The organism is Geminicoccaceae bacterium, from assembly GCA_020638465.1.
In the GTDB taxonomy this organism is placed as follows: Bacteria; Pseudomonadota; Alphaproteobacteria; order Geminicoccales; family Geminicoccaceae; genus JAGREO01.
This window is the reverse complement of record JACKIM010000003.1, coordinates 140477-153228: the sequence shown is the minus strand read 5'-3', so window position 1 is coordinate 153228 and position 12752 is coordinate 140477. Positions and strand designations below refer to the sequence as shown.

General features: G+C 62.0%; 14 protein-coding genes and 1 pseudogene. 10 read left to right on the top strand and 5 right to left on the bottom strand.

The window, feature by feature from the left end:
- Positions 1-7: 7 nt before the first annotated feature.
- Genes H6851_20345 through H6851_20335 form a run of 3 tightly spaced genes read right to left on the bottom strand, consistent with a single transcriptional unit; the run spans position 8 to position 2528 of the window.
- Positions 8-466, bottom strand: coding sequence for a tripartite tricarboxylate transporter TctB family protein (locus H6851_20345; GenBank protein MCB9945957.1), 459 nt, complete (start codon positions 464-466; stop codon positions 8-10).
- Positions 459-1556: a hypothetical protein gene (locus H6851_20340; protein MCB9945956.1), complete on the bottom strand. Its 1098-nt coding sequence runs from the start codon at positions 1554-1556 to the stop codon at positions 459-461. The genes H6851_20345 and H6851_20340 overlap by 8 nt, the downstream gene beginning before the upstream one ends.
- Positions 1557-1559: 3 nt before the next feature.
- Positions 1560-2528: a tripartite tricarboxylate transporter substrate binding protein gene (locus tag H6851_20335; protein ID MCB9945955.1), complete on the bottom strand. Its 969-nt coding sequence runs from the start codon at positions 2526-2528 to the stop codon at positions 1560-1562.
- 202 nt (positions 2529-2730) lie between these two features.
- Here H6851_20335 and H6851_20330 point away from each other — a divergent pair, with 202 nt between their 5' ends.
- Genes H6851_20330 through H6851_20300 form a run of 7 tightly spaced genes read left to right on the top strand, consistent with a single transcriptional unit; the run spans position 2731 to position 9146 of the window.
- The gene (locus H6851_20330) at positions 2731-3681 is read left to right on the top strand and encodes a hydroxymethylglutaryl-CoA lyase (protein MCB9945954.1); all 951 of its coding nucleotides are present in this window, start codon (positions 2731-2733) and stop codon (positions 3679-3681) included.
- On the top strand, positions 3581-4420 hold the full coding sequence (locus H6851_20325) for an enoyl-CoA hydratase/isomerase family protein (GenBank protein ID MCB9945953.1): 840 nt from the start codon (positions 3581-3583) through the stop codon (positions 4418-4420). The genes H6851_20330 and H6851_20325 overlap by 101 nt, the downstream gene beginning before the upstream one ends.
- The gene (locus H6851_20320; protein ID MCB9945952.1) at positions 4417-5607 is read left to right on the top strand and encodes a CoA transferase; all 1191 of its coding nucleotides are present in this window, start codon (positions 4417-4419) and stop codon (positions 5605-5607) included. The genes H6851_20325 and H6851_20320 overlap by 4 nt, the downstream gene beginning before the upstream one ends.
- Entirely contained in the window at positions 5604-6383 is a 780-nt protein-coding gene (locus H6851_20315; GenBank protein MCB9945951.1) for an enoyl-CoA hydratase/isomerase family protein, read from the top strand. Before H6851_20320 ends, H6851_20315 begins: the two co-directional genes overlap by 4 nt.
- Positions 6380-7999 (top strand): AMP-binding protein, encoded by a 1620-nt coding sequence (locus H6851_20310; GenBank protein ID MCB9945950.1) that lies wholly within the window; start codon positions 6380-6382, stop codon positions 7997-7999. The genes H6851_20315 and H6851_20310 overlap by 4 nt, the downstream gene beginning before the upstream one ends.
- The gene (locus H6851_20305; GenBank protein MCB9945949.1) at positions 7996-8955 is read left to right on the top strand and encodes a nitronate monooxygenase; all 960 of its coding nucleotides are present in this window, start codon (positions 7996-7998) and stop codon (positions 8953-8955) included. The genes H6851_20310 and H6851_20305 overlap by 4 nt, the downstream gene beginning before the upstream one ends.
- Positions 8956-8993: 38 nt before the next feature.
- Positions 8994-9146 (top strand): twin-arginine translocation signal domain-containing protein, encoded by a 153-nt coding sequence (locus tag H6851_20300; GenBank protein ID MCB9945948.1) that lies wholly within the window; start codon positions 8994-8996, stop codon positions 9144-9146.
- 15 nt (positions 9147-9161) lie between these two features.
- On the opposite strand, the gene H6851_20295 is transcribed toward H6851_20300, so the two are convergent.
- A complete protein-coding gene (locus H6851_20295; GenBank protein MCB9945947.1) occupies positions 9162-11054 on the bottom strand; it encodes a Tn3 family transposase in 1893 nt (630 codons plus the stop codon).
- Between H6851_20295 and H6851_20290 the strand changes: the two genes are divergently transcribed.
- Positions 11037-11213 (top strand): hypothetical protein, encoded by a 177-nt coding sequence (locus H6851_20290; GenBank protein MCB9945946.1) that lies wholly within the window; start codon positions 11037-11039, stop codon positions 11211-11213. The two genes, H6851_20295 and H6851_20290, sit on opposite strands and share 18 nt — an antisense overlap.
- 167 nt (positions 11214-11380) lie before the next feature.
- Positions 11381-11809: pseudogene (locus tag H6851_20285) on the top strand (transposase).
- A 71-nt stretch (positions 11810-11880) separates the two neighbouring features.
- Here H6851_20285 and H6851_20280 read toward each other — a convergent pair.
- Complete coding sequence (locus tag H6851_20280) at positions 11881-12339, bottom strand: hypothetical protein (protein MCB9945945.1); 459 nt, start codon at positions 12337-12339, stop codon at positions 11881-11883.
- Here H6851_20280 and H6851_20275 point away from each other — a divergent pair.
- Positions 12338-12604, top strand: a complete 267-nt coding sequence (locus H6851_20275) for a hypothetical protein (protein MCB9945944.1) — start codon at positions 12338-12340, stop codon at positions 12602-12604. The two genes, H6851_20280 and H6851_20275, sit on opposite strands and share 2 nt — an antisense overlap.
- Positions 12605-12752: the final 148 nt, after the last annotated feature.

The following is a 12752-nucleotide window of genomic DNA, read 5'->3' as shown; positions in this document are numbered from 1 at the left end:
TCCATCCTCACCAGGGCCAGGCCAGCATCCGCAGGCCCAGCGACATACCGACACCGAAAACGAGCCAGGCCAGCACGCAAAGGATGGCGATCATCAGGGCGAGGTCGCGCAATGGCGAGCGTTCCTGGCCGGCGAAGCTTGCCAGCACCACGAGCGCTGCGATGGCGGGAAACAAGCCGAAGGGCCGGACCAGGAGCGCAAAGGCACTGACCGAGGTAATCACGAAGAGCGTCGCCCGCAATGGCGGCAAGGGTATGAGGCCCGGCCGGATGCCGCGCAGCAAGGGCGGCAGGGCGATGGCGAGCCCGAGCAATGCCATGAGCCCGCCCGACAGCATCGGAAAGAATCCCGTGCCCATCCGCCGCAGCGACCCGAGTTCGTAGCTTTGCATGCAATGGATCATCAGGGCCATGCCCAGTACAAACAACAGGGCGCCACCGAGACTGTCCTTGCGTCCCTCAACCATGGTTCGTCTCCTTCCTGGCGTTGGCCGCCAGAGTGATGCCGGCGGTTGCATGTCGTTGCAGTGCTTCACGATCGAGCATATCGACCATCCGGCCCGTTGCGGGGATCGCATGACCATTGCGAATCGTGGGAAGGGGCGCGATCTGCGCGGCCAGTCCCCGGTGAAAATCGACCTCGTGCGGATACGCCAGACGCTCCTCCAGCCGGGCGGCGAAATCCAGCTGTGCGGCCACGCCGAGCGCGCTTTCCGAATAGGTTCCGTTGCAGATTCGCCCACCGCACGCCTGCGCTGCCCTTGCCACATCCATCGCCGCCGTACCGCCGATCCGCCCCGGCTTTGCGGCGAACCCGGTCACACCACGATCGGCAAAGGCGCTCACGCTGTGAGGATCGGTCACCTCCTTGTCAGCCAGAACCGGCACCGGCATGTTGGCCAAGGCTGCACCCAGGGCCGCGTCGGGCACCAGCGGGCAGGGATCTTCCAGGTATGACAGGCCCATTTCGAAAGCCATGCCTCCCAGTCGTGCGAGGTCTTCAAGGCGATAGGCGGAGTTGGCGTCACCCGAAAGTTCAGCTTCGGGCAGGGCACACCGCAGGGCCGTCAACGCGGCAGTATCGCGCTGGACCCCCTGACCCAGCTTCACCTTGAAGGCGTCGATCCCGGTCTCGTCTCGCACCCGAAGAGCCGCCTCGGTCATGATCTCCGGCGCATCGCGGGTCAAAACGGAAGCCACCCGAACAGCCGAGCCACACGCCATCGGTACACACAGATCGCGCCAGGCATTGTCGCAAAGCGCCTTGAGGCCCGTCATCTCCCGGATGCCGGAGAGATGGGGCAGGATCGGCGCGTTGGTCGCGAGTCCCGCGATACGCGGCCAGGCAAGTTCCCTGAACGCATGGGCAAGCAGGGCCGGGGTCAGGCCGTTCCATGCGGGACGACAGGTGATTTCCGCGACGCCTTGCCGGCCATCATGATCCTGCAGCAAAAGCACGACATAGGAAACTTCGGTCTCCACGCCGCCCGCCGTCCAGTGAACGGGCGAGCGCAGTGGCAGGGTTACTTCCCGGATTTCAACGTGTTCGAGCCACACATCTCAGCCCGCGGTCGCGGCGGCGGCCTCGACCAACGCCTTCCAGCGTTCGACGTTCGCGTCCAGATAAGCCTGGATCGCCGCACCGTCAGCAAAGACCGGAGCGATGCCCATACCCGCCAACGTCTCGCGATAGCGTTCATGCGAGACAGCATCCCTGATGGCTCCCTCCAGCTTCGCAACGATATCGTCCGGGGTGTCCTTGTGCACCGTGATGACCGACGGGGTCGCGACCGTCACCATGTCGATGCCCAGTTCATGCACCGTCGGCACGTCGGGCAGCAGTTCGTCGCGCTGGTCGGCGGCAAAGGCGAGGATGCGCATCTCGTCCTCGAAGCCGAGATAGTTCGAGGTCGACAGGAAGGCGAAGTCGATTTCTCCGCCCAGCAACGCCGCGACCGTGTTCGAACTGCCCTTGAACGGGACGTCCAGAGCTTCCGTGCCGGTGGCCGCCAGCAGCGACGTGCCGTTGATGTAATGGAAGCCGCCACGGCCCGTATGTCCCCAAGCCAGCCCGCCCGGGTCGGCCTTCATCGCCGCGACCAGATCATCGAGCGACTGATAGGGGCTGTCGATCTTGACAGCGATGGCGGACTGGATCAGCGCCATCTGCGCGACATAGCGAAGGTCGTGGAGCGCGTCTACGACCTGAGGTTTCATCAACCCGCCGAGAATGAGTGTGCCAAGAGACTGATGACCGAGCGTGTAGCCGTCGGGCTTTGCCGTCACCAGAGCCTGTGCTGCAATGTAGCCACCGGCTCCGGTCTTCTGCACAGGCACAACGGACTGGCCGAGGATCTCCTCGAGCTCGATCGCCAGCGCGCGCGCCACCTGATCGTTACCGCCACCAGCCGAAAACGGGATCAGGATCTCGATAGCATGATCGGGATAACCCTCTGCGGCTTGTGCGCCCGAGGCGAGGGAAAGGGTCAGGAAAGCCCCGGAACATTTCAAGATCGTGCGACGGTTCATGGCCGAACCTCCCCTTGCTGATTTGCTTATGCCAACTTACTCACAAATATCGTTGATGATGTCTACTATATTTTTATCATGAGTCATATTGATATCATCAAAAAATTCCTAATTTATTGATTTATCATGATAATTTAAGGGTAAAAATTTATTGATGTTACGCCTGATATCGTTGATAATATGAACTATTCAAGGAGGCGTCATGACTGACAGCATTGTGATCTGCGAATGTTTCGCCCGTGACGGGCTCCAGCACGAGGAAACCGTGCCGCCGACCTGCGAGAAATTGCGAATTCTCAAGCTGTTTCAACAAGCTGGATTTCGCCGGATCGAGGCAACCAGTTATTCGCACTTCAAGCACGTTCCCGGCTTTGCCGATGCATCGCAAGTGCTCGCCGGACTGCCACGCAGGGCGGGGGTTTTCCACAAGGCCACTTGCCCGAATGAGCGCGCAGTCGAACGTGCGATCGCTGATCTCGATGCGGGTCATGGTGCCGAAGAATTGAGCCTGCTTGTTTCCGCCACGGAATCGCATACCCGACGCAACCTGCGCGCCAGTCGTGCCGACCAATGGCGCCGGGTAGAGAAGATGGCGGAAATGGCGCGCGGCCGGTTCCGATTGGTCGGAGTGATCTCGATGGCGTTGGGGTGCCCGTTCGAGGGTAATGTCGCTCCCGGGGCGGTGGTCGAGGATGTCGCACACTTCGCTGATCTGGGATGCGAGCTGGTAACCATTGGCGACACGATCGGCAACGGCACGCCGACCACGGTGAACAGGCTCTTTCGCCGCCTGCTGGACGAAGTCCCGCAGATCGTGCCGGTGGCGCATTTCCACGACACAAGAGGTTCCGGCATCGCCAACTGCATGGCCGCTCTCGAAGCGGGCGCGACGTATTTTGACACCGCCATGGGCGGCGTCGGCGGCCACCCAACCCGAGTTCATTATGGAACCGGGGATACCGGCAACGTTGCTACCGAAGATCTGGTCACTCTCTTCGAGGGCGAGGGATTGCCGCATGGGATCGACCTCGAGGCGATGATGCAAGCCTCGGATGCCTGCGAGGCCGCGCTGGGACGCAGGCTGCTGTCGCGGGTCGCCCGCACGGGTCTCTGGCGCGAGTCGGACGCCGACAAACAGACAGGGAGCACCTGAAGTGTCTGAAGAGAATTTGGTCCTGGTCGAGGATCGCGGTGCTGTTCGCATCCTGACGATGAACCGGCCCGACAAGCTGAACGCCCTGAACACGGCTCTGACGCAGGCGCTTCTGGGCGCGCTTCTGGCAGCCGACGCGGAAAGCGGGACAGGCGCCGTCGTGCTGGCAGGAGCGGGGCGGGGTTTCTGTGCGGGTGCTGATCTGTCGGAGTTCAAACACCTCACGCCTGCACAGTCGGGTGTGGTGGAGGCGCGGGCCGACCTGACCTGCAGGTTGCAGGCCGCCATGCAGGCGATGGGCAAGCCCGTGGTCTCCGCCGTGCAGGGGGCTGCGGTCGGCGGCGGCGCGGGATTGGCGATCGGCTGCGACATGGTGGTTGCGTCCACTTCGATGAAATTCGGCTATCCCGAACTGAGACATGCCATTGTTCCTGCCTTGGTGATGACGAGCCTCGTCCGGGCGCTCGGCCGCAAGCAGGCATTCGAAATGATCTCACTCGGCCGGCTGATCGGCGCGGAGGAAGCGCTCGGCCTCGGTCTCGTCAATCGCGTGGTCGAGGGTGACCCGTTGCCCGTCGCTCTTGAGATCGCGGAGATCTGGTCAGCCTATGAGCCCCGCGCGATGAGGGCGGCAAAATCGCTGTTCTACAGGGTCCAGGATCTGCCAACGGAGGCCGCGATGCTGGTCGGACGCGATATGAACGCGCTGATGCGGTCATTCAGAGAGTCTGGGGTATGAGGCCACTAGACGGCATCAGGGTCGTGGATTTCTCGCGAGTGCTGGCGGGACCGATGGCCACCCAGATTCTCGCCGAAGTCGGTGCGGAGGTGACAAAGATCGAACGCCCGGGCACCGGCGACGAAAGCCGCGTATTCGAGCCGGTCTTCGAGGGCGGCCAAAGCGCCTACTACTCGGCGTTCAATCGCTCCAAGCGCTCGATTGCCGTGGAGATGAAGACGGTGGAAGGGCGACAGCTTGCATTCGATATTGCCGCTCAGGCCGATATTTTGGTCGAAAATTTCCTCCCCGGCGGGATGGACAGGCTGGGATTGGGTTACAAGGCGCTGGCCGAGGTGAATCCCGGGCTCATCTACATATCGAACACCGGCTTCGGGCAGACGGGCCCGTACAAGGATCGCAAGGGCTACGACACGATCTTTCAGGCGCTGTCGGGTGTCATCGACCTGACCGGACATCCGGATGGGCCGCCTGCCAAGGTCGGGCTTCCATTCGCAGACCTGACATCGGGGCTCTGGATCACCATTGCCGCGCTGACGGGACTCGTCGGGCGCGCCAGTTCGGGCAAGGGCTGTCACGTCGATCTGGCGATGATGGACGTGCAAGTGGCCATGCTCGCGCTGCCCGCCGCCCGTCATTTCGCACTGGGCGAAGTTCCCGTTCGTACTGGAACTCAGCACCTGGGGCGGGTCCCTTCGGCAGCCTACCGGTGCGTGAACGGAGAGTGGCTGTTCATCTCGGCATCCGATCAGCATTGGTCCGTACTTTGCGGGGTGCTGGGCTTGAAGGAGATGGGACAGGATGCTGGTTTTGCGAAAAATAGTGATCGGGTTGCGCAGCGCGATGAAGTGACGGCAGTGCTTTCCGCAGCCATCGCACGCCGCGAGCGAGCGGAACTGGCCGATGCCTTGCGCGCCGCAGGGGTTCCGGCCGGCGAGGTGAACACCGTGCCGGAGATTCTGAATGACCCGCACATCCGCGCGCGCGGCATGATCGACAGTTTCTATGATCCGGACAGGGGAGCAACTCCCGGCCTGCGCACACCCGCCCGCTTTTCCGGCTACGACACCCACCGTTTCGAGGCGCCACCGAAACTTGGCGCCGACACCCGTCATATTCTTTCCGCCGAACTGGGACTCACTGGCGATCAGATCGAAGCCCTTTATCAGAAAGGTATCGTGGCATGACTGGTAACGGCACCGTCAGACTGGAAATGAACGGTCCCCGTGCGGACGTGATTCTCGCGCGTCCCGAGGCTCGCAACGCGCTCAATCTGCCGATGTGCGAAGATCTGATCGAAGCATTCGAAACGATTGCCGACATGCGGGGGGTCGGCCTCGTGGTGCTGCGTTCCGAAGGGTCGGTCTTCTGCGCCGGTGCCGACATGAAGGAACGCAAGGGTCGCGACGAAGCCTGGGTGATGATGCGCCGTCGCGCGGCATTTCATGCCTACGAAACGATTGGCGCTTGCACCGTCCCGGTCATCGCGCAGGTGCAGGGCGCCCTTGTGGGATCGGGCGGTGAGATCGCCATGAGCTGCGACTTCATAATCGCCTCTTCGGCGGCCACATTCCGGTTTCCCGAACCGCAATGGGGAACGGTTGGAGCAACCCAGCGACTGCAGCGGGTGGTGGGCATTGCCCGAGCGAAGGAACTGCTCTTTACCGGCCGTGTGATGGAGGCCGAAGAGGCGCATCGCATGGGCTTGGTCACCGTCCTGACGATGCCCGGGAATCTTGCGTCAACCGTGGACGAAACCGCCGAACGTATCCTGAGGGCATCCGGTCTGGCGATCAAGCTGACAAAGCATTGCATCGACGCGGGTGCCCGCACTGACCTCAATTCAGGCATTGCTATCGAACTGGCCGCCATAGACCGGCTGCTGTCCGAAAGCGACTGGCGCGGCAGCGTGGACAGGTTCGCGGCTGCCGTGGGCTCCATGAAGACGGAAATGACAGAGTGAGTTTCGCAATCGACAAACTCTGCCCGGTGACGGTCCAGGATGCCCTGCTCCGCGCCGCGGCACTCGCGCCCGACGTCGAGGCGATCGTGGCCCCGGATGGCCGTGCAACCTTTGCGATGCTCGCTGCGAAAGTGGAACGGGTCCGCGCCGCTCTCGTGGCGGCAGGCGTTCAAAAGGGTGAACATGTCGGGCTCTGTCTCGGCAATGGTGTCGCATTCGAGACGCTGTTTCTCGCACTTGGCACATTGGGTGCCGTTACCGTGCCGATCAATACGCGTCTGAAGGCCGACGAGATCGCCTATGCGCTCAGACAATCCCGTGTCACGCGTCTGTTTACGGCCGACACGCTGCTCTCTGTCGATTTCATCGCTACCCTGCGCAAGATTGTGCCGGGGATTGACACGGCACTGCCGGATCCCGCTGTGCCGGATCTTCGCGAAATCGTTGTGCTGGGCACGGACATCCCCGCGGGCTGCCGGCCCTGGAACGCATTACTCGCTGCAGCAGGGACGGATTCCGCTCCATGTGCTGCGCCGGACGACATACTTCTGATTCAGTATACTTCCGGTACGACCGCCTATCCCAAAGGCGTGATGCTGACCCATCGTGGCATGCTGGGCAATGGCTTCATTTCCGGCCAACGCATCGGGCTGCGTAGCGGTGACCGTTTCCACTCTTCCCGCCCTTTCTTCCATGTCGCGGGAACAACGCTTTCGATCCTTGCCTGTCTGCAAAATCTCACAACGCTGGTGACCATGACACGGTTCGAGCCGCAAGAAGCGCTCGAGATGCTGGAAAGGGAACGCTGCACACATTTTTCCGGCAACGATACGATGGCATTGATGCTGCTCAATCACCCTTCCCGTCCGGATCGTCGGCTAAGCCTGCGCGGAGGCTGGGTGGCCGGGGCACAGGCCGTTCTGCGCCGTGTTGCATGCGAGCTGGGTGCACGCGAGGTAGTGTCGGGCTACGGCCTTTCCGAAGCATCGCCCAATGTCGCACAATCGGCGTGGTGGGAATCCGAAGAGATTCGCACCGGCGGCCTCATGAGGCCTCAGCCGGGCCTTGAGCTGCGTGTGACGAATCCGACGCCCGGCATGGCCTGTCCGGTCGGCGAGATTGGCGAAATTCAGCTGCGCGGTTGGTCGGTCATGAAGGGTTACTATGACATGCCCGAAAAGACGGCCGAAACCCTTTCCGGCGAAGGGTGGCTGTCGACGGGGGATCTCGGCCGCCTGGATGCCGATGGACGGCTGCAATTCATCGGCCGTCTGAAGAACATCGTGCGTGTCGGTGGCGAGAATGTTTCGCCAGAGGAAGTCGAGGACCGACTCCACCAACACCCGGCGATCAGGCAGGCGCAGGTGGTGGGCGTCCCTGACGAGCGGCTCGTCGAGGTCTGTGCCGCATTCCTGATCCTCAAAGAGGGCGCAACACTCACTCCGCAGGATCTGGCGGACTGGGCACGCGAGCGCATGGCGTCCTTCAAGGTGCCACGCCACGTCTGGATCGTGGAAGGATTCGAGGACATCGGCATGACCGCCTCATCGAAGATCCAGAAGACCAAGCTTGCCGAGCATGCCCGCCGGCTGTTGGAACGGGGACGTGTGGCGTGAGGATTGAAACCGGCGTCACCCGGCTCCTCGGCATTGATCTGCCGATCCTTCAGGCGGGCATGTCCTGGGCGTCGTCCAACGCAGCACTGCCGCTTGCGGTGTCGAGAGCAGGCGGGCTCGGCGTGATCGCGGCGGGACCGATGTATGTTGAGGCGCTGGAGGAAGCGATCGATACGGTACGCGCGGGCACCGAACGTCCCTTTGCCGTGAATATGCCGCTCTATCGCAAGGGAGGCGGCGAGGTGCTGGACCTGCTGGTGGCCAAACGTATCCCGGTCATCATCGCTTCACAGGGCGGCCCGCAAAAATATCTGGACCGGTTCAAGTCTGCCGGGACGACCTGCCTGCACGTCGTCGCGTCGGAAACGCACGCTCTCAAGGCTGCGACGGCCGGGGTCGACGGGCTGATCGTGGTGGGTGGCGAAGCCGGGGGTCATCCTCCGGCCGAGCTGGTTTCAACACTCGTGCTGGTGCGCGCCGTCGCGAAAGCGATCGAGGGACGCATCCCGCTTGTCGCTTCCGGCGGTTTCGCCGACGGACACGGGCTGGCGGCAGCGCTCGCAATGGGTGCCGGAGCGGCGAATTTTGGCACGCGTTTCATCGCGACTCCCGAAGCGGGCGTGAGCGATGCCTACAAGCAGGCCATCCTGAACGCTGGCGTGGCGGACACGCGAACCGTGGGCCGCGGTCTTGGCATGATCCGCACGCTCAACAACAAATTCGCCGAGGATATGGCGGCTCTGGAGCTTGCGGCTGCCTGCGAGGAGGACCGCCGCGCGGCCTTCTCGAGCTCGACGTTGAAGATGGCTGCTCTCGATGGCGACACCACGCGCGGCAAGGTCGAGGCGGGGCAGAGCGCAGGCTTGGTGACCCGGCTGATGCCCGCTGCCGACATCGTGGCGGAGATCGCGGCAGAGTACGCCGCATGCGTGCACTCGCTACCCCAGCCCGAATGATCGACTGGCCGGGAACAATGATCAGGAGGAGGACGAAGATGATCTGCGATGTGACAAGACGCGCGTTCCTCAAGCGCAGCGCCATGGCGGCGGGTGCCACGGCAGCCATGCCTGGTGCCTTGCGTGCCGAGTTGCCCGGACGGATGCAGTTGATGGGCCGTGCGTGCGAGCGGAACGGTGAGCTGTCATAAGTTATTGCGAAAAAGCTATTCGTAATTAAGGTTGCGCAAGGGACGAAGCTCGCCTTTGGCGATTGGCTCAGGCAATGCACATGAGTAGCGGCCATGGACGTTGATGTGTCCGTAGGGCAAAGGCGAGACCCGTGCGGTGTCGGCGAGGTCGACTGTTCGTCCTTCTCGTTCCAGCTGTTCGATGGTTGCCTCAATGTAGATCGCATTCCAATAGGCGATCATGTTGAGGACGAGGTCGAGAGCGCCGAGTTTTTGCGCCTGGGCCTCTCGGCGTGGCGTATCGAATTCACCGCGCTTGCCGTAGCAGACATGCCTGGCGAGTTTGTGGCGGTATTCGTGCCTGTTGAGCTGGGTGAGAATGCGGCGGCGTCTGTCACCATCGCCGATGAAATCGAGGATGTGGATGGTCTTGATGATACGCCCCAGCTCACCGAGAGCTTTGGCGAGTGTGGTTGGCCGGTCCCTGACCTGCAGCATATGCATGATGCCGGTCGCCTGGACCTTCCCCATTCTGAGCGAGGCAGCCAATCGCAGGAGATCGTCCCAGCATTGAATGATGAGCTCGATGTCGATGCGGTGTCTGGAGAGCGGATCGAAAGGACCGTAGTCGGCCGTTTTGTCGATACGCCAGAAGCGAGCACCGCCGATATCGGCAAGTCTGGGGCTGAACTGATAACCGAGAAGCCAGAAAAGGGCGAAGACAACATCGCTGTAAGCTGCCGTATCGGTCATGATCTCGGTGGGCTGGAGGTGAGTTTCCTGCTCCAGCAGCAAAGCGAGGATCATCATGCTGTCCCGCAGGGTTCCCGGCACCGGGATGCCGCTCAGACCGGCCGAATGATCCGAGACGAGATTGTACCAGGTGATCCCGCGCTTGATGCCGAAATATTTCGGGTTCGGGCCGGCATGGATGGGATTACCCCGCACGGCGAACCGAATGCCGTCAGCGGAGGCGATGTCGCCGGTGCCCCAGGCCCGGACAATCGGCAGCGCGTCATAAGCTTCGATGAGACGCGCATTGGCCGCTCTCAAGGTTTCGTCACGTACGAAATTCTGGCCAATCCAGGAAAGCCGATCACGCCTCAAGGGCGGGTAGTCGTCACGGATCAACGGTTCGATCCCGATATTGCAGGCCTCGGCGATCAAGACGGCACAAAGGCTGATATCGAAGCTGTCGACCCGAGCGTGCTTTTCGCTGAGATGGGTGAAGGGCCGCGCAAACCCGGTACGCGCCGCCGTCTCCAGAAGGATCTCGGGAAGCTCGATCTTCGGCAGCCGACGGTGGATCTGCTTGCGCAAGGCAACGAGGCTGGCCGGTTCATCCAGCTTGTCGAGCTGTGTGACGACGAGTTCCCCGTTCTCGAAGCGCAGGTCGGGGTTTTTCGGCAAATGATCGATGGTACGCCGATAAGCCAGATCGAGCTGATTGCCGAGGCGCGAGATTTCGAATTCGGCATCCGCCGACCGGCCCAGCGCCCGCAAGATGGTGGGCCGGGAAGACAGCCATGTCTTGTCGTCGAGGAGCCCGCGGGTCGGATTGGCAAAGCGAATGCTCGACTGGACAAAGATATCCCGGCGTTTGAGCGCCTTGCGCATGGCCTCGAGAACGGAGAAGACGAAGGCTCGATTGTTGGTGGGTGGGCTCGTGTTCCCGCCATCGAAGACATGCCGTTTCCAGGCGGGACCTATACAGGCCGTTGGCGCCCCTTTCAGGGAACCCTTGGTCCAGTTTTCAAGCCCGGCCAGAAAGTCGAGAGCTTCCCTGACGGGCTCGGCAATCGGATTGGCATCGAAAGTGATGCGTTGGAGCAAGGCCTTGAACAGGCGATGGACGCGCTGCCAGTAGGCGCACAGTTCCTCGAAATGCCGGTCATCCGGCGGTCTCGCCAAATGCCGCGCGCGCTCCATGGCCGCCCGGATCTCATCGCGGCCCGATCTTCGCAGGAGCTCGGCCTGCTTGTCGATGATCGACGGGCCATCTTCGACAGGTTCGAATATGGCCAGCTCGGCGACATCAGCGCGGCCTTGTCGAGATCACGCAGGCTGCGCATGCGTGCCGTGTTGTAGGCCTTGCCCGCTTCATTCACGACTTCGTTCATCAAGCCTTCGAACAGCTCGATGGCGTCGTCCTGGGCGATGGCCTCCAGGCTGTGGAACAGGGCGGCCAGCATTGCGGTGCGTCGTGGTTCCGGCATTCTGACGAGCGCCGTCATCCGCATGGTTCTCCCCGCAACTCATTGGATTTCGTCAGCTACAAGGACCGCCGGGCCGTCGCCGCCGAACTGAAGACCGTTTACCGGGCCAAGGATGCCGATGCCGGAATGGCGGCGCTGGAGGCGTTCGATGCCAGCGATTGGGGGCAAAAATACCCGGCCATCGCCATGTCCTGGCGTCGCAACTGGCAGGCCGTGATACCGTTCTTCGCCTTTGCCGACGACGTTCGCCGGATCATCTACACCACCAACGCGATCGAAGCCCTGAACAGCAAACTGCGCCGCGCGGTGCGAACCCGTGGTCATTTCCCGAATGACGAGAGCGCCATGAAGCTGCTCTTCCTGGTCTTGAACCTGGCCGAAAAGGAGTGGAGAATGCCGCCACGCGAATGGGCCATGGCCAAGGCACAGTTCGCCATTCTCTTCGAAGACCGCCTCCGGGCCGCCTGAAAATCATGATCAATTCATCGCCCGTACACGAAATTCCTGACAGGCCCCATCGATACGTTCGAGATGACGGATCAGTTCACCCGTTGCCAACGCACGGGGGCTGGATCGCAACTCATCCAGGGATATTGGTCCGGAACCGTCATGGTCGAAGAGACGATCGATGCGACGACGTTGATCAGCGGTAAAACTGCCCGCAAGGATTTCCCATCGCTTGTTCTGGATTCCTCCCACAACAGCCTCAGCGTCACACCCGGCCGCTTCAGCTCGGTATGAACCAGGGGCCAGTTCGGTTGCGGGCGCTGCGGCTCGCCGAGTCTGTGCTGGAACAAACGGCATTCCAAACCGCCCTCGTCAAGATCAGCCGGTAACGGCCAGGACAGCCCGGCCGCGGCTGCCCGGACTACATACTTCGCCACCCTGCTGTAGCTCAGGCCCAAGGCCCGGCCGATCGCCCGATCGCTCAGCCCGCCGGCATGCTTCAGTCGCAAAACATCTCGAATCTGGCGCATCAACGCTCTCTTCGCCGGCATGGCTCTTCCCGTTCCGTTACAAACGGAAGAAGCCTACCGGTTGTTGATCAGCGCCAATGGCAGCAACTGCCCAAGCTTTCGAACTAAGGTGCCCACCTTCGTCGAATTCAATGCCCAACTTCGCTCGAATTGCGCACACGACGCTGCGCTCACCACCGACGAAGACCCCAACCGGCTCTCATTCCTCCATGCCGTGCGCGTCATCCGCCGCAAACTCCCGCAAGCCATCGCCATTCCCCCCGAAACTCCGGACCGCATTCCATGACGCCGTGCTCATGGAAATCCTCGACGAACGCGTCCCGCAGAGACCAGGCCGAACCAACCCACGCACCGTCAAACGCAAGATGAGCAACTACCCCACCAAATCCCGCACCGGACCATACAACCCGAAACAGCAAAAACCGACTATCATC

Excerpts from the sequence above, each read along its gene's own strand:
- H6851_20275 (MCB9945944.1), top strand. The coding sequence starts at position 12,338 with ATGGCTCTTCCCGTTCCGTTACAAACGGAAGAAGCCTACCGGTTGTTG.
- H6851_20345 (MCB9945957.1), bottom strand. The coding sequence starts at position 466 with ATGGTTGAGGGACGCAAGGACAGTCTCGGTGGCGCCCTGTTGTTTGTA.
- H6851_20315 (MCB9945951.1), top strand. The coding sequence starts at position 5,604 with ATGACTGGTAACGGCACCGTCAGACTGGAAATGAACGGTCCCCGTGCG.
- H6851_20330 (MCB9945954.1), top strand. The coding sequence starts at position 2,731 with ATGACTGACAGCATTGTGATCTGCGAATGTTTCGCCCGTGACGGGCTC.
- H6851_20295 (MCB9945947.1), bottom strand. The coding sequence starts at position 11,054 with ATGGAGCGCGCGCGGCATTTGGCGAGACCGCCGGATGACCGGCATTTC.
- H6851_20300 (MCB9945948.1), top strand. The coding sequence starts at position 8,994 with ATGATCTGCGATGTGACAAGACGCGCGTTCCTCAAGCGCAGCGCCATG.
- H6851_20335 (MCB9945955.1), bottom strand. The coding sequence starts at position 2,528 with ATGAACCGTCGCACGATCTTGAAATGTTCCGGGGCTTTCCTGACCCTT.
- H6851_20320 (MCB9945952.1), top strand. The coding sequence starts at position 4,417 with ATGAGGCCACTAGACGGCATCAGGGTCGTGGATTTCTCGCGAGTGCTG.
- H6851_20290 (MCB9945946.1), top strand. The coding sequence starts at position 11,037 with ATGCCGCGCGCGCTCCATGGCCGCCCGGATCTCATCGCGGCCCGATCT.
- H6851_20325 (MCB9945953.1), top strand. The coding sequence starts at position 3,581 with ATGCCTGCGAGGCCGCGCTGGGACGCAGGCTGCTGTCGCGGGTCGCCC.
- H6851_20280 (MCB9945945.1), bottom strand. The coding sequence starts at position 12,339 with ATGCCGGCGAAGAGAGCGTTGATGCGCCAGATTCGAGATGTTTTGCGA.